General features: G+C 65.5%; 15 protein-coding genes. 11 read left to right on the top strand and 4 right to left on the bottom strand.

Going from position 1 to position 18,254, the window contains the following annotated elements:
* The first annotated feature begins 1 nt into the window (after position 1).
* The 9 genes from PQI66_RS05180 to PQI66_RS05140 all read left to right on the top strand — a co-directional run bounded on the left by PQI66_RS05180 (position 2) and on the right by PQI66_RS05140 (position 11,111).
* The gene (locus PQI66_RS05180) at positions 2 to 1,105 is read left to right on the top strand and encodes a biotin-independent malonate decarboxylase subunit beta (protein ID WP_339996542.1); all 1,104 of its coding nucleotides are present in this window, start codon (positions 2 to 4) and stop codon (positions 1,103 to 1,105) included.
* The gene (locus PQI66_RS05175; protein WP_339996541.1) at positions 1,105 to 1,899 is read left to right on the top strand and encodes a biotin-independent malonate decarboxylase subunit gamma; all 795 of its coding nucleotides are present in this window, start codon (positions 1,105 to 1,107) and stop codon (positions 1,897 to 1,899) included. Before PQI66_RS05180 ends, PQI66_RS05175 begins: the two co-directional genes overlap by 1 nt.
* The gene (locus PQI66_RS05170) at positions 1,893 to 2,525 is read left to right on the top strand and encodes a malonate decarboxylase holo-ACP synthase (RefSeq protein WP_339996539.1); all 633 of its coding nucleotides are present in this window, start codon (positions 1,893 to 1,895) and stop codon (positions 2,523 to 2,525) included. The genes PQI66_RS05175 and PQI66_RS05170 overlap by 7 nt, the downstream gene beginning before the upstream one ends.
* Positions 2,522 to 3,442, top strand: coding sequence for an ACP S-malonyltransferase (locus PQI66_RS05165; protein ID WP_339996537.1), 921 nt, complete (start codon positions 2,522 to 2,524; stop codon positions 3,440 to 3,442). The genes PQI66_RS05170 and PQI66_RS05165 overlap by 4 nt, the downstream gene beginning before the upstream one ends.
* Before the next feature lie 388 nt (positions 3,443 to 3,830).
* Positions 3,831 to 6,284, top strand: coding sequence for a CaiB/BaiF CoA-transferase family protein (locus tag PQI66_RS05160; RefSeq protein ID WP_339996536.1), 2,454 nt, complete (start codon positions 3,831 to 3,833; stop codon positions 6,282 to 6,284).
* The gene (locus PQI66_RS05155) at positions 6,281 to 7,078 is read left to right on the top strand and encodes a crotonase/enoyl-CoA hydratase family protein (protein ID WP_339996535.1); all 798 of its coding nucleotides are present in this window, start codon (positions 6,281 to 6,283) and stop codon (positions 7,076 to 7,078) included. The genes PQI66_RS05160 and PQI66_RS05155 overlap by 4 nt, the downstream gene beginning before the upstream one ends.
* The gene (locus PQI66_RS05150; protein ID WP_339996534.1) at positions 7,079 to 8,686 is read left to right on the top strand and encodes an acetyl-CoA acetyltransferase; all 1,608 of its coding nucleotides are present in this window, start codon (positions 7,079 to 7,081) and stop codon (positions 8,684 to 8,686) included.
* Complete coding sequence (locus PQI66_RS05145) at positions 8,683 to 9,948, top strand: acyl-CoA dehydrogenase family protein (RefSeq protein WP_339996533.1); 1,266 nt, start codon at positions 8,683 to 8,685, stop codon at positions 9,946 to 9,948. The genes PQI66_RS05150 and PQI66_RS05145 overlap by 4 nt, the downstream gene beginning before the upstream one ends.
* Before the next feature lie 17 nt (positions 9,949 to 9,965).
* On the top strand, positions 9,966 to 11,111 hold the full coding sequence (locus tag PQI66_RS05140) for an acyl-CoA dehydrogenase family protein (protein WP_339996531.1): 1,146 nt from the start codon (positions 9,966 to 9,968) through the stop codon (positions 11,109 to 11,111).
* On the opposite strand, the gene PQI66_RS05135 is transcribed toward PQI66_RS05140, so the two are convergent.
* Positions 11,088 to 11,990 carry a LysR family transcriptional regulator gene (locus PQI66_RS05135; protein WP_339996530.1) on the bottom strand — a complete coding sequence of 301 codons (903 nt, stop codon included), beginning with the start codon at positions 11,988 to 11,990 and terminating at the stop codon, positions 11,088 to 11,090. The genes PQI66_RS05140 and PQI66_RS05135 overlap by 24 nt on opposite strands.
* 144 nt (positions 11,991 to 12,134) lie before the next feature.
* Here PQI66_RS05135 and PQI66_RS05130 point away from each other — a divergent pair, with 144 nt between their 5' ends.
* Complete coding sequence (locus PQI66_RS05130) at positions 12,135 to 12,779, top strand: hypothetical protein (protein WP_339996529.1); 645 nt, start codon at positions 12,135 to 12,137, stop codon at positions 12,777 to 12,779.
* Positions 12,780 to 13,093: 314 nt separating this feature from the next.
* Entirely contained in the window at positions 13,094 to 15,388 is a 2,295-nt protein-coding gene (locus tag PQI66_RS05125) for a cytochrome P450/oxidoreductase (RefSeq protein WP_339996528.1), read from the top strand.
* 16 nt (positions 15,389 to 15,404) lie between these two features.
* Here PQI66_RS05125 and PQI66_RS05120 read toward each other — a convergent pair whose 3' ends face one another.
* From PQI66_RS05120 to PQI66_RS05110, 3 genes are all read right to left on the bottom strand, one after another.
* Positions 15,405 to 15,905 carry a MarR family winged helix-turn-helix transcriptional regulator gene (locus tag PQI66_RS05120; RefSeq protein WP_339996526.1) on the bottom strand — a complete coding sequence of 167 codons (501 nt, stop codon included), beginning with the start codon at positions 15,903 to 15,905 and terminating at the stop codon, positions 15,405 to 15,407.
* Between the two features lie 98 nt (positions 15,906 to 16,003).
* Positions 16,004 to 17,428, bottom strand: a complete 1,425-nt coding sequence (locus PQI66_RS05115; protein WP_339996525.1) for a GntP family permease — start codon at positions 17,426 to 17,428, stop codon at positions 16,004 to 16,006.
* Positions 17,429 to 17,591: 163 nt separating this feature from the next.
* Entirely contained in the window at positions 17,592 to 18,212 is a 621-nt protein-coding gene (locus PQI66_RS05110; RefSeq protein ID WP_339996524.1) for a MarR family winged helix-turn-helix transcriptional regulator, read from the bottom strand.
* Positions 18,213 to 18,254: the final 42 nt, after the last annotated feature.

Genomic DNA, 18,254 nt, shown 5'->3' with positions numbered 1-18,254 from the left:
CATGCAACTCATCACCGCTGACTACCCGGCGACGACTCCTGTGGACTCGGACGTCCACGTCGGGGTCGTCGGTTCCGGCGACCTGGAGATCCTGCTCTCGCCGCCGGCGTCGTCCGACGCCGTCACCGTGACGGTCAGGACCTCGGTGGACGGATTCGACACCACCTGGCGTGGCGTCCTCGACGCATTCTTCGGCCGGAACAACCTCGCCTGTGACGTGCAGATCAACGACTTCGGGGCAACGCCCGGGATGGTCTCGCTCCGACTGTCCCAGGCCTTCGAGATCGCTGCCACGCCGGATGACGAGGCGACCAGGGGCACCACCGGAATGCCCTTCACCGAACTCAACGCACGGCAGCGTGCGGGCATGCTCCTCGACGAGGGAACGTACCGGGAGATCCTCGGTCCCACCGACCGCGTCGAATCCGGCCATCTGGAACGTCAGGGCATCGTCCCCGCCGCAGACGACGGAGCGGTCATCGCACGGGGAACCATCGACGGCACCCCCGCAGCCATCGTGGCACTGGAGGGGAAGTTCCAGGGCGGCGGTATCGGAGAAGTCTCCGGTGCCAAGATCGCCGCCGTCCTCGAACGCGCGCTGATCGACGCGGAAAACGGACACCCGACCCAGGTCGTACTACTTCTGGAGACCGGTGGGATCCGCCTGCAGGAAGCCAACCTCGGACTCCTGGCCATCGCGGACATCCATGCGGGCATCGTCGCTCTGCAACGCTACGTCCCGGTCACCGCGGTGGTCGCTGGCATGGTCGGCTGTTTCGGCGGGATGGGGATCGCCGCCGGTCTCTGTGACCGCATCATCATGACCCGGGCGGGGCGGCTGGCACTCAACGGCCCGGAGGTCATCGAGACCGAGGCCGGCATCGAGGAGTTCAACTCCGCGGACCGGAGCACGGTCTGGGCTGTCACGGGTGGAGAACACCGTGTCTCCACCGGCCGGGCCGACGCACTTGTCGCAGACAATCCCGGTGCCGTCCGGAAAGCAGTGGTCAGCGGGTGGAACGCGCCACCTGACACCCACCGTGCCGACCGGGTCGGAGAACTCACCCGCGAACTTGCCGACACCGACGCAGAGAGGACCAAGTGATGAACAACCACCCCCAGTACGGAACCGTCTGGTTCACCGCCCTGGACACCACAGGGGCAGACACCACCGGCTCACTGCTGACCGGGCGCACGGTGCTGGACGACGGCACCACCGCCGCGCTCGTCGCCGTCGTTCCGGATCCGGACAGCAGATTCCCACGTGCCCGAAACGGTGAGGTCGGACTGCGGGAGTCTCTGGAGCTCGCAGAATGGGTGAGCGGTCTCGACGACCCCGACATGCCTCTCGTGATCGTGGTGGACGTCCCCAGCCAGGCCTACGGATTCATCGAGGAGAAGTTCGGGCTGAACACCACGATGGCCACCGCGGTCAATGCGCTGGCGCGTATCCGGCTCGCCGGGCGCCCGATCGTCAGCCTGGTCGTCGGCAAGGCCATTTCCGGAGCCTTCCTGTCCACCGGGATGCAGGCGAACCGGATCATCATGCTTGAGCACGACGACGTCCAGGTCCAGGTGATGGGAAAACAGGCGGCTGCACGGATCACCCGACGATCGGTGGAGGAGATGGAGGCGGCAGCCGAATCCGTTCCGGCCATGGCCTTCGACGGAGCGTCCTTCACCTCGCTCGGAGGAGTGTTCGCGTCACTTGCCCCGGGGAACCCCGCAGCACCGGACGCCGCCGACGTCGCCAGTGCCCGGGAGGTCCTCGGTCGGGCGCTGGCCGACATCCGGGACAGCGGGACGACGGACCTGAGGTGTCGTCTCACCTCCGACCAGGCGCTCCAGTCCCGGGCATTGTCGAGGAAAGTCCGCCAGGTGGTGAATGACCAGTGGTGACCGCGGTCGTCCACGACATCGTGGAACTCTCCTCCGACGCCGTCAACGAACTCTGCCGGCGTGCCTCGGGTCAGGGGCAACCGTGGGTCGTGGACAGTCTCGCCGCATCACCGTGGGCAGTGGTCCGTCGTACCAGGGCGGCGGAGGACGCACACCTGGCGGTCGGTGTGCGGGGAAGGTACCGCCATCGGCGGTGGGGTACCGAGGTTCCGGCCTCGGCCTGCCTCAGGGTGCTACGTCCGTCTGACCTTGTCGACCGGATCCCCTCCCGGGACCTGCCCGTCTTCCGGGCACTGGCGTTGGTGCGCTCGGCACCGATACCCGGAGACTGGGGGCCCGGGGGGAGCGTCGGCGCCGAACTCGCGTCCGGACACCCGGAAGCTACCCCGACGAGTGACCTCGACCTGGTGATCCGGGTCGACAGCATCCCTGACCCGTCCACGGCGCGGACGATGCAGGGCACGCTGGACCGGGTGAGGGAGCAGACCGGGGTCGAGATCGATGTGCTGGTCGAGACACCTGGAGGCGGAGTGAACCTGCAGGAACTGGCCACGGGATCCGACACGGCAGTTGCGCGGACCGCGGACGGCCCGGTCCCACTCGCTGATCTGCGGAGCCGGCGATGACGACGGTGATGCTGTTCGGTGGGCAGGGGAGCCAGCGCGCCGGGATGCTGCATCGATGGGCAGGTCTGTCCGAGGTCGTGGATCACGTGGCGGAGGCGTCGGACACACTCGGCGAGGACGTGTGGGAACTTGATTCGGAGGTGTCCCTCCGTGGGACCCGCGCCGTGCAGTTGTCCTTGCTGGTCCTGCACAGTGGGATCAGCGGCGCATTGCGGAACAGGGGGTTTCGGCCGGACATCGGAGCAGGGCATTCTCTGGGGGCCTGGAGCGCCGCAGTTGCCGCAGGCGTCCTGAGTTTCGGTGACGCGCTGCGGCTCGTCGATGTCCGAGCTTCGCGGATGGCGGCTGCGGCTTCTACCGGGTACGGCATGTCGGCGGTTGTCGGTCTGTCTGAGATGGCAGTCCGACGGCTGGTGGCGGAGATCGGTGAGGAGGCCTGGGTGTCGAATCTGAATACGCCGCTGCAGTGCACGGTGTCCGGGTCTGACACTGCATTGGACCAGTTGCAGCGGAGGGCAGCTGACGCAGGTGCGCAGCGGGTCATACGGCTCGACGTGGCGGTACCTGCGCACAGTCCGTTGATGACACCTGCAAGGAGAGCACTGGACGATGCGACGGGAGAGACTCCCGTTGACCGAGCGGATTTTCCACTGGTGGCGAACTGTTCGGGGCGTCTGTTGCGCCGCGGTCCAGCGATTCTGTCCGACCTTGTCGCGTCGACGGATCAACCGGTGCAGTGGTCCAGCGGGATGGCGGCTGTCGCAGAGCGAGGAGTGACCAGCTGGGTGCAGTGTGCTCCCGGGGAGTCTCTGCTGGGAATGCTCCGCGACATCGACGGTCAGTTCCGGTGTTGGTCAGTCGATAGTGTCGGGATCGACGAGGCCGTCGCCCGTTGGAGGGTGACGGAGGGTCATTGAGGGTGGCCGGTACTTTCTTACTCGCGATTCATGTCCACCCACACCAGTGGGGGACATGTCTCGTGGTGGTCAATTCAGTTTCACGCAGCGCCGGCTCACCTCGGTCAACAGTGCTGGCCCCGATGTCGAATCATCGCCCTCCCAGGTAGGAAATTCGGCTGAACCCCTACCTGGGAGGGCGATGATTCGACATCGGGACGGTCCACACTCGATCAGTGATCTCGCCCGCCCGTGAACCTGCGACCAACGTCCCAACAATTGGCACGTCCACCACCCACCATCTGTCACGTCCGGTCTCCATCATTTGCGTCGCGCGCCCGCCCGTCCACTCGTAGTTTCGAGGGCAGAAGGGGTGCGCACCGCGCCCCGGGAAGGACGGAGAACCACGATGACAGACACCGTCGATCCACCGCTGGCAGGCGTCCGGGTCCTCGACCTCGCTGACGGCGAGTTCCAGATGGTCGGCCGGTACCTCGCCGACCTCGGGGCAGACGTCCTGCGGGTCGAACCGCCCGGAGGCTCCGTGGACCGCAACGAGGGCGTGCTGTCCGGCGACACCAGCCTGAGCTTCGAGATCGCCAACGCGACCAAACGCTTCATCACCGTCGATCCTGCCAGCACCCGGGCGCAGGCCGACCTCGACGCCCTCATCGCCGGCGCAGATATCGTCCTGGTCAACCGGCTGTCGGAGTACGTCACCGGCCACCTCGTCGACCCTGCAGCCCTCGCCGACAACCATCCGGAGAAGGTCGTCACCGTCCTCAGTGACTTCGGTGAACAGAGCTCCAAGAAGAACTGGACGTCCACCCCGGACGTGCAGTTCGCGCTGTCGACGATCCTGTCCCGCTCCGGGCTGCCGGACCGGGAGGAGCCGTTGCTGCCGCCGTCCTTCCTCGTCGCCGGGGCCGTCGCGCCGCAGGCGGCGTGGATGACCATCACCGCCTACTACACCGCGCGGCGCACCGGCGCCGGTGACCTCATCGACTTCTCCACCCTGGACGCACTGGCCCACATCTTCGACCCACCGATGGGAATGCAGGGGTCGGGGCGCACGGGCATCGACCCCTTCGATGTCCCGCACGGGCGCCCCGACGCCCGTGCCCTGTACCCGATCTTTCCCACCGCCGACGGGACGGTGCGCATCTGTGTCCTGTCCCCACGCCAGTGGCAGGCGATGCTGACCTGGCTCGGCCACCCGGACGAGTTCAACGCACCCGAGTACAACAGCCCGGCCTACCGTGTGAAGGAGAAGGACAGGATCTTCGCCCACTACCGCGCCCTCTTCGCCGGCATGACCACCGAGGAGGCCGTCCGGCAGGGCGAGGAGCTCCGCGTGCCGGTGACATCCATCGACGAGCTCTCGGACGTCGTCGATGAACCCGCCTTCCGCGCCAACGGCAGTTTCAGTGACCTCGCCCTCGCCGACGGCCGTGTCGCCACCGTGCCGACCGGGGTGTACACCATCGACGGGGTACGGACGGGGATCACCGACACCGCAGGAGACCGCATCGGCACCGATCCGCAGGACGACCCCTGGCTCGCCGCCCCGGTCACCGGCCCGATCCAGGACGGGCACGCTCCTGCAGTGGACAAGCAGGACCGGCACCTCCCGTTCGCCGGCCTGCGCGTCCTGGACTTCGGGGTGATTGTCATGGGTGCGGAAACCGGACGCCTGCTCGCCGACTACGGCGCCGACGTCATCAAGATTGAATCCACCAGCTTCCCCGACGGATGCCGACAGATGTCGCCCGGCGTGGAGATGACCAAGAGTTTCGCCTGGGGCCACCGCAACAAGCGCAGCCTCGGGCTCGACCTCACCACCGAGGACGGTAAGAACCTCCTCCGTAGCCTCGTCGCGGAGGCGGACGTGGTGCTCACCAACTTCAAACCCGGCACACTCGAGCGCCTCGGGTTCGGCCACGACACCCTGCAGGAGATCAACCCGGGGATCGTCCTGTCGGAGTCCTCCGCCTACGGCGACACCGGCCCCTGGTCGACGAAGATGGGTTACGGGCCGCTGGTCCGCGCAGCGTCCGGGCTGTCGGCGCTGTGGTGTTACCCGGGCGACGCCGACGGCTACAGCGACACCATCACGATATACCCGGACCATGTGGTCGGACGGCTCAACGCCATCGCCGTGGTCGCGTTGCTGCTGCGTCGTGCGCGCACCGGGCGGGGTGGGGTGGTCACCACCGCGCAGGTCGACGCGATCTTCGCCGCGATGGGCGGCCACCTCGCCGCGGAGTCCCTGGAACCGGGGTCCGGTCTCGCCGCGCTGAGTGCCCCGCAGGACGCCCCGCGCGGGCTCTTCCCCGCGGCAGGGGACGACGAGTGGATCGTCGTCGACGGCCACGGTGACCAGCGCTTTGCCGCGCTGGCCGGCGCCATCGGCCACCCGGAATGGATCAGTGATGATCGTTTCGCCACGCTAACTGGACGACTCGCCCATAATGAGGAACTGGAGGGCGCACTCCGAGAATGGACGTCCTCGCGCACAGCGATCACCGCGGAACGCCAACTGCAGGACGCCGGCGTCCCTGCCGGGCACATGATGCGCTTCGCCGACATCGGGCACGACCACGACTTCTCGGAGAGGGGGCTGCTGACCACCATGACCCAGCCCCAGTTCACCGAGCCGTTCCCCACACTCGCCTCCGAAGGACGCAGCCTCCGACTCGGGGACGCCCGGCTGCAGCCGGCACCCCTGCAGGGCGAGCACACCCGCGAGGTCATCCGGGACGTCCTGGGCCTCGACGAGGGCACGATCGACGCCCTCGTCACCCGCGGTGTCCTCGAACTGCACCCGTCAGACACACCCACCACCACAGGAGCACCACAGTGACTGAATCCTCTGACCCTGTCCTCGTCGAACAACGCGGACACACCCTGCTCGTCACCCTCAACCGTCCCAAAGCACGCAATGCGGTGAACCGGGATCTCGCCCTCGCCCTCGGCGCAGCACTGGAACAGGCCGAACACAGCGACAGCGTGCGCACCGTCGTGGTCACCGGTGCCGGTGGCAAGGCGTTCTGCGCCGGCGCCGACCTCAAGGCCGCAGCCGCCGGAGAACTCGGCATGACTGAGGAACCGTTGAAGAGCTGGGGTTTCGCCGGCTTCGTGAAGCACTGGATCTCCAAGCCCGTCATCGCCGCGGTCAACGGCTTCGCGCTCGGCGGCGGCACCGAGATCACCCTGGCCAGCGACCTTGCCGTCGCCGCCGACACCGCCACCTTCGGTCTGCCGGAAGTCACCCGCGGCATCATGGCCGCCGCAGGCGGGGCCTTCCGCCTGCCCCGTCAGATCCCGCTGAAGGTGGCGATGGAGACCATGCTCACCGCTGAGCCGATTCCCGCCGCGCGTGCCTATGAACTGGGCATGGTCAACCGTGTCGTCCCGCAGGACCAGGTCGTCGACGCCGCCCTGGAGCTGGCGGAGAAGATCAACCGCAATGCACCGCTGTCGGTCCAGGCCACCAAACGCGTCGCCCACGGCATCACCGACGGCGCCGTCGACGCGGAAGCCGACGACTGGTCACGCAACAACACCGAAAGTGCTGCCCTGATCAGCAGCGACGACGCACGGGAAGGCATGACCGCCTTCGCGCAGAAGCGCGCCCCGGAATGGAAGGCGAAGTAAATGACAGACGCACGTGACCCCCGTACCCCCGTCCTCGTGGGTGTCGGACAGTCCGCTGACCCGGTCACCGCCGACGACTATCACCGTTGGTCGGCCGCCGACCTCGCCGGGGAAGCGTCCCGCAGGGCGGTGCAGGACGCCGGCCTCGACCCTGCCGTCGCCGCCGTCATCGACACCATCGCCGTCATCCGGCAGTTCGAGATCTCCACGCCCGGGGCGGTCGCGCCGCTGGGGAAGTCGGACAACATCGCCCGGTCCATCGCCGCACGGATCGGCGCGGACCCACGTCGTGCCGTCCTCGAGGCCGTCGGTGGTCAGGGGCCGCAGCACCTGGTCACCGAGTTCAGCCGGTCCATCGCTGAGGGAGACGCCGATGTGGTGCTCCTGGCCGGTTCCGAGGCGATCTCCACCGCGCGTGCGTTGGCAGGACGCGACGATGCCCTGGATTTCACCGAGACCGTCGGCGGGCAGCTGGAGGACCGGGGCATGCAGGTCGATGACCTCCACGTGCCCTACGAGGTCCGGCACGGTCTGCTCGGCGCTCCGCCGGAGTACGCGGTCTTCGAGAATGCCCGACGCCGGCGTCTCGGGATGAACCGCGAGGACTACGCGACGGCGATGGGGGAGTTGTTCGCACCCTTCACCCAGGTCGCCGCGTCCAACCCGTACGCCGCCGCCCCGACGGAGCGGACGGCGGAGGAGCTCGCGACCGTCACCGAGCGCAACCGTCTCATCGCCGACCCCTACCCGCGGTTCATGGTGGCCCGTGACCAGGTCAACCAGGGTGCGGCAGTCCTGCTGACCTCGGTCGGAAAAGCACGGGAGCTCGGGATCCCCGAGGACCGGTGGGTCTTCCTGCACGGCTACAGCGACCTGACCGAACGCACCGTGACCGAACGTGCGGACCTGTCGGTGTCCCCGGCGTCGGTGCTCTCGGCGCGGACCGCGATCGAGCGCGCCGGGATCGGTGCCGACGACCTGGCGTTCCTGGACCTGTACAGCTGCTTCCCGATCCCGGTGTTCAACATCTGCGATGCTCTGGGGGTCGCGCCGGACGACCCGCGGGGGCTCACCCTCACCGGCGGGCTGCCGTTCTTCGGCGGAGCCGGCAACAACTACTCGATGCACGCCATCGCCGAGATGGTCGACCGGCTGCGGAAAAATCCGGGCACCTTCGGCTTCGTCGGAGCCAACGGCGGGTGGATGACGAAGTACTCCTCCGGGGTGTACTCCACCACACCGGTCGAGTTCACCGACTGGGACGACCGTCCGTTGCAGCAGGAGTTGGACGCCGTGCCAGCCCCGGACATCGTGGAGCACTACTCCGGCCCGGCGACGGTCGAGTCCTACACCGTCACCACGGACCTCAACCGCGACTGGATCGGCATCGTCGTGGGCCGCACCCCCGACAACGCCCGGGTCCTCGCGGTCAGCGAGCCCCGAAGCCCCGGAGGTCCCGGCGACGCAGCATCCGACGAGGTCATCGAACTGCTGAGTTCGGACGCGGTCTTCGGCGCGACGCTGGAGATCGAGCAGGACGGCGAGCGCAACATTATCCGCGGCATCGCACGCGACACGACCGCCACCACAGAGGAGTCACAGGCATGAGCGGTATCTACGACGAGACAGCGTCCTGGATCAGGGACAACTGGACCGGTACCGACGGCCCCACCTGGCGTAATGCGATCGTCGACGCCGGTTACGGGGTGCCGTCCTGGGCGCCGGAGAACTTCGGACGCGACTACACCCGTGACCAGGCCCGCGAAGTGCTCCGGGCCTTCGACGACGCAGGTGCCCCCGGTGGAGCGAGGGACGTGGCGCCGTTCTCCGAGGTCTCCTGGCTGCTGCTGCCCGGAGCAGCGCTGACCGACTACGGCACGGCTGAACAGAAGGAACGGTTGCTGCGTCCGATGATCACCCGCGAGTGGGACCTGGGCTGTCTGCTCTACTCCGAGCCCGGTGCCGGTTCGGACCTCGCCAGCATCCAGACGAAGGCGGAGCTGTCCGACGACGGCGAGAACTACATCATCAACGGCCAGAAGGTGTGGACCACCAACGGCCACCGCGCCACCTTCGCCATCCTCATCGCCCGGACGGACTGGGACGTGCCGAAACATGCCGGGATCAGCCTGTTCATCTTCCCCATGCAGCAGGACGGGGTCGAGGTCGTGCCCATCCGGCAGATGACCGGCGACTCCGAGTTCAACGAGGTCTTCCTCACCGACGCCGTCGTCCCGGCGGCGAACCTCATCGGTGGTGAGGGAAACGGCTGGAAGGTCTTGCAGTCCGCGCTCGGCGCCGAGCGCAGGGGTATGGGCGAGATGGCCCAGGTCGGGCGGGACACCGCGGAGTCCGGTGCACGTTCCTCGCTGTTCACCCGCAGCGACGACCTCGTTGATGCGGCCCGCACCGCCGACAGGTTGGACGATCCGGTGATCATCGACGAACTGATGAAGATCCACACCTGGCGGCTGACCAACGACTGGACCCAGGCCCGGGCGAAGATGGAGAACCGGTCACGAGGCGGGTCGCCGTTGGCGTCCCTCGGCAAGCTGGCGAACTCCCGGATCCTCCACGGGGCATCCGACCTGGAGTTTCGGCTGCTCGGAACCCGGGGCCTGCAGTACGACAAGGATGCGACGGCCGGTGACCCCGTCGCCTACCGGACGTCCTACGACCTCATGATGGGCTTCTTCAACTCCGTCGGTGGCGGCACCGACCAGATCCAACGCAACATCATCAGCGAGCGGGTCCTCGGCCTGCCTCGAGGCGCACAACCGGACAAGGGGGTGCCGTTCCGCGACGTCCGCAAGGCCGTGAACCGCAGTCTCAGTGGAGACAAGACCGGCGACCAGTCCGGCGAGAAGTAGAACGGGAGATCAACGACATGTTTGCACCACGTACTGAGGAGCAGGACGAGTTCCAGACAGTGGTCCGGGACTTCTTCGTCACCGTCTCGTCGGAATCCCAGGTCCGCCAGGCCATGGAGACCGACACCGGATACGACCCGCAGGTCTGGGACCGGATGGCCAGGGAACTGCAGTTGCAGGGCATCGCCGTTCCCGAGGAGTTCGGCGGGCAGGGCTTCGGGTGGACCGAACTCGGCATCGTGCTGGAGGAGGCCGGCGCGGCGCTGTTGTGCGCACCGTACCTCGCCACGGTCGTCCTTGCCGGTATGAGCGTCCTGGAATGCGGGGACGCTGCGGCACAGCAGGAGTTCCTGCCGGGCATCGCGGACGGCTCGCTGGTCGGGACGCTCGCTTTCCCCGGCGAGAACCGACGGTGGGACGAATCCGGTGTCACGGTTACCGCACAGAAGTCCGGCGACGACTGGACCGTGTCGGGCACCTGCCCGGAGGTCGTCGACGGACAGAACGCCGGAGTCTTCATCGTCCCGGCCCGCACCGGTCAGGAGCCCGGGGACGGCATCTCGCTGTTCACCGTGCGCGTCGGTGACGGTGTCACGACGCAGGGGCTCGCCACCCTCGACCCCACCCGGCGCATCGCCCACGTGAGCTTCGAGCAGGCACAGGCCACTCCCTTGGGAGACGACGAGGGGTGGGACCAGGTGTCCCGGATACTGGACCTCGCGTCGGTGGGACTGGCGGCCGAACAGGTCGGCGTCGCCCGCCGGGCACTGGAGGACGCCGTGGCGTACATGAAGGAAAGGGTGCAGTTCGGGCAGGCGATCGGGGAGTTCCAGGCGCTGAAGCACATGGCGGCGGACGTGTTGGTGGATGTCGAATCCGCGGCGTCGGCGTCCCGCTACGCGCTGTGGGCCGCGCAGGACGCGCCGGAGGAACTGGCGGCGTCCGCTTCCCTCGCCGCCGGTATCTGCACTGATGTAGCGGTGACGGCGACCCACCAGAACATCCAGTTCCACGGCGGGATGGGGTTCACCTGGGAGGCGAGCCCGCACCTGTATCTCAAGCGGGCACGGGCCGACCAGGTGTTGTTCGGCGACGCCCAGTTCCACCGGGCGAACCTCGCCCGGCGCATCGGCGCGGGCTCACCTCCGGAAGCGGTCCGTTAGCGCGGCCACCACGCGGTCGATCTCCTCGCGTCGGGCGGTCGCCCCGGAGCGCCAGACGACACCGATCTCGAAGCACGGTTGCTCGTCCGCGACCGGCAGCATCACCACTTTGCCGTCGGCGCCGCGCACGTGACCCAGTGAGTGTCCCCGCGCTCCGATACTGACTTCGTGGGTCCGGGGGAGGCGGGACGTGAGCACGGCGTAGTCGCTGAAACCGACTTCGGTGATGTCGGTGACTCCGGCCCGGGTGAACCAGTCGCGTACGTTGTCGCCTGAGGTCGGCTGCATCTGGGAGAAGGGGAGTGTCACGATCTTCCGGTCGCGGAGCGCCGTCAGCGGGACCGGACCGGTTTCTGCCACGGCGACGAGGGGGTCGTCGGTGGCGACCATGAGGTCGAAGGCGTAGCGGCCGAGAACCAGTGAGCTGATGTCGGGCAGGTTGACGGGTAGATGGACCAGGGCCATGTCGATCTCCCCGAACTGAAGTTTGTCCAGGAGCTCCAGGGAGACCTCGGACGCAGTGTCCTCCGGTGTGATGCCGGAGAGGCCGACAGCGGTGCGGAAGGCATCGGCGTAGGAGTCAGGGACCCAGGGGGTCGCCCCGTAGCGCAACGTGCGTTCGATGCCGCTGGCCTTGTCCTCGAAAACCTGGGAGAGCTGCAGGATACTCACCGCGGTGCCCAACAGTGTGCGTCCGTGCTCGGTGAGCTGCATGTCATGGTGTGCGCGATGGAACAACGGGCCGGTGCGGTGTTCGAGCGTGCGCAGCGTGCGGCTCACGGGGGAGGAGGTCAACCCCAGGTTGTCCGCCGCTCGGGCGATGTTGCGGGTGCGGGAGACTTCCACGAACACCTCGAGCTGGTGAAGGTCGATGTTCATCCGTGGGGTGTCCTCCTCGCGTCTGGCCGTGGCGGGTCTGCCGCTCCGGCTACTGTCGCAGAGTGTACAACCTACTTAAACGCTTCTCCTGTTTATTTCGACAGGGAGTGGTTACCCTGCGTTGATCCGAATACTCTCCTTTGTATGGCCGAGGACGAAACTGTGAATAGCTCCGGGTGCGGGTATCACGGAGCCCTGCCCGCGACGCTGAAGGACGGCATTGAACCGGTGCTGGACGAGGGCGGTGTGGAGCAGGGGGACCTGCTTGGGTTCTGGCGTTGGGCCTACTCACAGACGCTCGACAACACATTGCGCGGGGTCTTGGCTGAGTACATCGTGGGCCTGGCGCTCGGGATCGTCGACGATGGGGTCCGGACCGAGTGGGATGCGTTCGACCTGGTCTCCCTGGAAGGGGTCAGGGTAGAAGTGAAGTCGTCGGCTCATTTGCAGAGCTGGGCGCAGTCGAGACCCAGTCCGTTGACTTTCAGTGTTCCGCAGACGAACGCATGGAGTCATGATGCCGGTGGTTGGGGCACTGACAGGCTTCGGCAGTCCCAGGTGTATGTGTTCTGTGCGTTCACTGCTCTGGACCCGGCCGTCGCGGATCCTCTGGACACCCGTCAGTGGGAGTTCTACGTGGCGTCCACGGCGAGGATCGATGTGGCGTTGGGGAAGCAGAAGAGTATCTCGTTGTCCGAACTGAAGCGCAGGGTTCAGCCAGTCCACACAGTTTTTACGGAGCTTGCGCAGGTCGTGCGAGAGGAGGCTGCATGGATCCCGGACATATGAGCCCGCACTGAGGTGTCTGCCGGTACTCCGGCGGGCGGGTGTTTGGGGGAGTCCTCGGTCCGAATCACCAGGCTGGCCGTTGCGTGCCCGTCGGCACGGGGTCGAAACCCGTCCCGCATATGGTACTGCAGTGTACTAATTTTACGGGCAGTTTTCGCCGTGTGCCTGGGGTAAATGCACGTCACGACGCATATCTCGCTGAAGAATATAGTATCGTGATTGACTATATCGTGTGATGTGCATTACGTTTAGAGGGTGAAATACCAGCAGTGGAGGTGTCGGACCTCCCACGGACCCGCAGGAGGGCTTCACCTATGACTACGACCAACATGACAACGACTCCCCGGTGCCCTTACCATTCGGGCTCTGCGTCGAAGGACTTCGACCCCTTCGAGATGGACTACCAGCTGAACCCCGGCGAAGCGTGCGCGTGGGCCAGAGAGAACGAACCGATCTTCTACTCGGAGAAGCTCGGGTACTGGGTAGTCACACGGTTCGACGATGTTCAGGAGGTTTTCCGCGACCAATCCACCTACTCAGCGTCCGTCGCACTGGAGAAGCTGACCCCGGCCACTCCCGAGGCGCAGGCGATCCTGGAAGCAAAAGGCTACGGGATGCGTCGGACACTGGTGAACGAGGACGAACCAGCGCACACTGCACGACGTCGGGCCTTGGCTGGGCCCTTCGACGTCGCCCATCTCAAGGGCGAGGAGGCGATGGTCCGCGAACTTGTCAGTGACTACATCGACAGGTTCGCCGACGAGGGACGCGCCGACCTGGTCAACAATCTTCTGTGGGAGGTCCCGCTGACCGTGGCCTTCCACTTCCTCGGGGTGCCGGAACATGACATGGACATGTTGCGTCGGTACTCGGTGGCACACACGGTGAATACCTGGGGACGGCCGAGTCCCGAACAGCAGAAGGACATCGCCGAGAATGTCGGAAACTTCTGGAATCTTGCCGGTGACATCCTGGCTGAACTACGGGAGACCCCCGAAGCACCAGGGTGGATGCCGTACAGTATCCGCGCTCAGAAGGAACAACCCGAGGTCGTGACGGACTCCTATCTTCACTCCATCATGATGGCGGGAATCGTCGCGGCCCACGAGACCACCGCTCACTCGGCGTCCAACGCCATCAAGCTCCTGCTGGAGAACCGTCCGGTGTGGGACGAGCTCGTCCAGAAACCAGAGTTGATTCCCAATGCGATTGAGGAATGCCTCCGACTCAGCGGCGGTGTTGCTGCCTGGAGAAGAATCACCACGAAACCAACAGTGTTGGGCGGGCAGAGTTTGGATGAGGGGGAGCGGTTGCTCATCGTCTCAGCGGCGGCGAATCGTGACCCCCGGCATTTCAGCGATCCGGATACCATCGACCTCTACCGGGACAACTCCACTGATCATCTCACCTTCGGGTTCGGCAGCCATCAGTGTCTCGGGAAGAACCTGGCCCGCCTGGAGCTTCAGGTGATTCTCCAGGAACTTACCAGGAGATTCCCCTCCATGAGATTGGTGGATCAGGAGTTTGAGTTTGTGCCGAATACCTCCTTCCGCGGGCCTGAGCACCTGTGGGTCGAATGGGAAGCGGACACCGGGAAGGAGGACACGACCGGGGCACCTTCGGAGTTTCCGGACATTGTCTTCAACGGGCCCAGCAAGGAGCTGCGGACCCGGACCATGTTCGTCAAGGAGGTACGGCAGCTCACCGCGCACATCGTCGGCCTCAGCCTGGTCCCAGACGGCGGCGTGCTTCCCAGCTGGCAACCCGGGGCCCATGTCGAGATCGACGCCGGGGATGTCAGCCGGCGTTATTCACTGTGTGGGAGTTCCTCCGAAGCCTGGGAGATAGCGGTCGCCCTTGAACCGGACGGGCGCGGTGGTTCGCGGTGGATCCACGAGAATGTCGCTGAAGGGGCGACCGTTCGCATCCGTGGCCCCCGGCAGAACTTTTCGGTCGACGTTGACGTGAACCGCCGGATTCTGATTGCCGGTGGTATCGGTATCACCCCGATTCTTGCGCTTGCCGATGATGCGAAGTCCCGGGGGATCGACTACACCATCCACTATTGTGGACCGACCAGGGAGAAGCTTGCTTACCTCGATCGACTCCGCGCCGACCACGGGGAGCATCTTGTTCTCCACGTTTCCGATGAAGGAACCAGACTGCACCTTCCGGGGATCGTCGAGGAGTTCCGTGAGGGAACGCAGGTGTGCACCTGCGGCCCGGACCGCCTGACGGCCGCGGTGCTGGATGTCTTCTCCTCATGGCCGGAGGGAACTGTCACCCGGGAATCATTCCAGTCAACCTCCTCGGTGGACGTCTCTTTGAACGAACCGTTCGAGGTGACGATCAACTCCTCCGCCAAGGTGCTGACAGTGCCGAAGGAACAAACACTTCTTGAGGTACTCGAGACGACCGGTTTTGATGTCGACGCAGACTGTCGTGAAGGACTCTGTGGGACATGCGTCCTGGGGGTGGTGGGTGCAGATCCGGACGACATCGACCACCGTGATGACGTTCTCTCCGCGCGGGAGAAGCAGTCGGGTGCGGTCATCATGCCGTGTGTGTCACGGTCATGTGCGGGGAAGCCGCTGACTCTCGACCTGTGACGACCGGGGCGTCGCGTCACCGCTGTCCGGACAGGAGTTTCTCCAGGAGCAGGACGAGGATCTGTTGTTCGGTGGTTGTCAGCGGTGCCGCCCACTGCGCCAGTTTGTCCTGCTGTTCCCGGAGCATGTTCTCGATGAGTTCAGCGCCCTCCCCCGTCATAGCAAGTATCACCGAACGTCCGTCAGACTCTGACGGACGTTTTGTGATGAGAGACCTCTCCTCCAACGCATTCGCCAACGACGATACCGTTGCGCGGCGCAGGTAGGTCAGTTCCGCAGTACGGTGTGGTTCGAGCTCCCCGGCTACCCAGAGTACGAAGAGAAGCTTGAACCCCTGCCACGTCAAACCGTACTTCTTGTGGACCTGAGACTCCAGGGTGTTCTTGACGACCTCGGAAGACCTGTTGAGAGCCAGGAGCATTCTGGTCGAGGGCATGTCGCGCTCGTCGAGCTTCTGCCGTGCCCGGTCCATGAAGGACCAGTACTCGGGGCCGGTCGTGAAACTCTCTCGGGGCATAGGGGTGATTCTAGCGGCGGAAACGACGAGAAACCCACGCGGGTGAACCGGGCGGGTCTGACGTCGCAGTGGGAGGATCTCGCTGACGGGAGTCGGGGTCAGATGGTGGGGAACACTGCACCGAGCCCCATCACCACGAGAACGCCGATCAGCGGGGGAACGATAGTGACCATGCCGACATCCTTGTAGGACTGGCGGTGAGTGAGCCCGCAGACCAGGAGTAGCGTCACGATGGCACCGTTGTGGGGGAGAGAGTCGAAACTGACCGAGGCCATGGCGATTACCCGGTGGAGGAGCTCCAGGCTGATGCCTTGGTCGGTTGCCATTTGTGCCAGCTGGTCGCCGAATGTCTCGAGAGTGATGGTGAGTCCGCCGGACGAGGAACCGGTCAGCCCGGAGATCACGGCAGTGGCGACAGCGCCGATCACGACCGGGTTGTTGCTGACGTCGAAGATGCTGTTCTGCAGCGCCGCGAAGACCGCCAGTGAGGCGATGACCGCACCGAAGCCTACCTCCGATGCCGTGGTGAAGGCAGGAACGACGGCATTCTTCGCACCGTCGGAGAGCCCCTTGACGTAGGTCGAGAACATGCCGGGTTTCATCAGGAAGATCACCAGGATGGCAGTAGCCATCGCAATGACGACCGACCACGTGCCCATCACGGCACCGATGTCGGTGTTTCCGAACTTGTCCTCCGCCAGGTAGTCGAAGTCCATCCTCTTCGACAGCACATATACGAACAGAAGATTCATCCCGACGACGATGAGGATCGGGAGGAGTCCGCGGAGACCAAGCAACGTCGTCTTCCGGTCAGGCCACCGGGACGATGACTCGGTGGACGTCCGCACAGGAATCGGGGTCGGTTCCTGATGCTCGGGTTCCTCGTAGACCTCCCCCGCGGCGACGAGCTTCCGGGTGCGGTACCCCAACCACGCCATGCCCAGGGCGAAGGTGACGATGGCGCCGATGATGCCGAAGGCGGGCGCAGCGTACGTCGTGGTCCCGAAGTACCTTGTTGGAATTGCATTGTGAATCTGGGGGCTGCCGGGGAGAGCTGCAGTAGCGAAGGTGAAGATACCGAGTGCGATCGCGGCGGGCATCAGCCGGCGGGGGATATTCGCTTCTCTGAACAAGGAGTTGGCGACTGGGACGATCGTGAATGCGATGACCCAGGCCGAGATTCCGCCATAGGTGAGCAGTGCCGTGGCTATCGCCGTGGCAAGAATCGCCTTCTTTGCACCGACCAACCTCGAGATCCACCGTGCCAGATGGTCGGCGTATCCCGACGCCGACATCAGTGTTCCGAAAATCGCTCCGACGAGGAAAAGTGGGAAGAAGTTGACGATGAAGTTGCCGGCGGCCGGCATGAAGATCTGTGTGTAGGACGCCATCAGCGGAGCGCCGGAGAACAGCACACCGATCAAGGCAGCGATCGGTGCGGCGACGATGACGGAGTGGCCACGGTAGGCCAACACGATAAGGACGAGCAACGCCAGAATGACGCCGATTGATGCAAGAACCATGGGGGTCCCTTCTGCAGGGGAGGAGGCGGGGCCCTCGCCCGAAAGTTGGGCAGGGGAACGTATCGCCGGATGTTATCCACCTCACAGAAACAAGTCAAGATGTGAACTAGTTTACCGGTGTAGGTAGACGCCTCCGTGATGGTTGTTCCGATGGCGGAGGGGGTCAGCGGCGCTGGCGCGCTTCGCCCGCGGCGGTGCCGCTAAGCAGTTTGTCCATGAGGATCAGGAGGATCGACCGTTCTTCCCGGGTCAGTGCATCTGCCCAGCGGGTCTCCTGGACGTTCTGTCGTTCGTAGAGGGTCCTGGCTTCCTCGACGCCACGCTCGGTGAGGTGGAGCAGGTGGCTCCGCCCATCCTCGGGGGCCGGGATCTTTGTGAGAAGACCTTCATCGGTCATCTTCGCCGTCAGGCCGGACACGGCGGCTCTGCTGGTTCCGGTGAGGGTGGCGGCTTCGGACGGGTACATGTCGCCGGCGAGCCACAGTGTGTAAAGGAGCTGGTAACCGGCCCAGCTACGCCCTGCGGGCCGGTGGATCGTTGACTCCATCGTGTTGCTGAACGTCGTCGCCCCTCGGACGAGTGCGAGGATCACGGCTGTCGCAGCATGATCTGAGTCGGGTGATTCGACTGCGAGTCGACTACGGACGTGCTCGACGAAGTTCCAGTAGTCCAGCCCGCCGTCGTACCGCGGTCGAGACGTTGGCGTCGTCGGCGCAGCCTGGTCCGTCGGGTGCGGAGCCTCGGAGGGGTTATCTCGTGACCTGTCGTTGTCGTGGTCGACCATGGTCACCACAGTATCGCGATCGCGGTACGCCCTCTCCGGGGA

Origin of the sequence: Corynebacterium sp. USCH3, assembly GCF_037619475.1 — a bacterium.
Classification (GTDB): domain Bacteria; phylum Actinomycetota; class Actinomycetes; order Mycobacteriales; family Mycobacteriaceae; genus Corynebacterium.
Note: the sequence above shows the minus strand (reverse complement) of the source record. Positions and strands in the feature narration are given on the sequence as shown.

Bases quoted from the DNA above. Each gene is read 5' to 3' on its own strand.
- PQI66_RS05135 (WP_339996530.1), bottom strand. From the start codon at position 11,990: ATGAACATCGACCTTCACCAGCTCGAGGTGTTCGTGGAAGTCTCCCGC.
- PQI66_RS05180 (WP_339996542.1), top strand. From the start codon at position 2: ATGCAACTCATCACCGCTGACTACCCGGCGACGACTCCTGTGGACTCG.
- PQI66_RS05130 (WP_339996529.1), top strand. From the start codon at position 12,135: ATGGCCGAGGACGAAACTGTGAATAGCTCCGGGTGCGGGTATCACGGA.
- PQI66_RS05110 (WP_339996524.1), bottom strand. From the start codon at position 18,212: ATGGTCGACCACGACAACGACAGGTCACGAGATAACCCCTCCGAGGCT.
- PQI66_RS05150 (WP_339996534.1), top strand. From the start codon at position 7,079: ATGACAGACGCACGTGACCCCCGTACCCCCGTCCTCGTGGGTGTCGGA.
- PQI66_RS05140 (WP_339996531.1), top strand. From the start codon at position 9,966: ATGTTTGCACCACGTACTGAGGAGCAGGACGAGTTCCAGACAGTGGTC.
- PQI66_RS05145 (WP_339996533.1), top strand. From the start codon at position 8,683: ATGAGCGGTATCTACGACGAGACAGCGTCCTGGATCAGGGACAACTGG.
- PQI66_RS05175 (WP_339996541.1), top strand. From the start codon at position 1,105: ATGAACAACCACCCCCAGTACGGAACCGTCTGGTTCACCGCCCTGGAC.
- PQI66_RS05115 (WP_339996525.1), bottom strand. From the start codon at position 17,428: ATGGTTCTTGCATCAATCGGCGTCATTCTGGCGTTGCTCGTCCTTATC.
- PQI66_RS05120 (WP_339996526.1), bottom strand. From the start codon at position 15,905: ATGCCCCGAGAGAGTTTCACGACCGGCCCCGAGTACTGGTCCTTCATG.
- PQI66_RS05160 (WP_339996536.1), top strand. From the start codon at position 3,831: ATGACAGACACCGTCGATCCACCGCTGGCAGGCGTCCGGGTCCTCGAC.
- PQI66_RS05165 (WP_339996537.1), top strand. From the start codon at position 2,522: ATGACGACGGTGATGCTGTTCGGTGGGCAGGGGAGCCAGCGCGCCGGG.
- PQI66_RS05125 (WP_339996528.1), top strand. From the start codon at position 13,094: ATGACTACGACCAACATGACAACGACTCCCCGGTGCCCTTACCATTCG.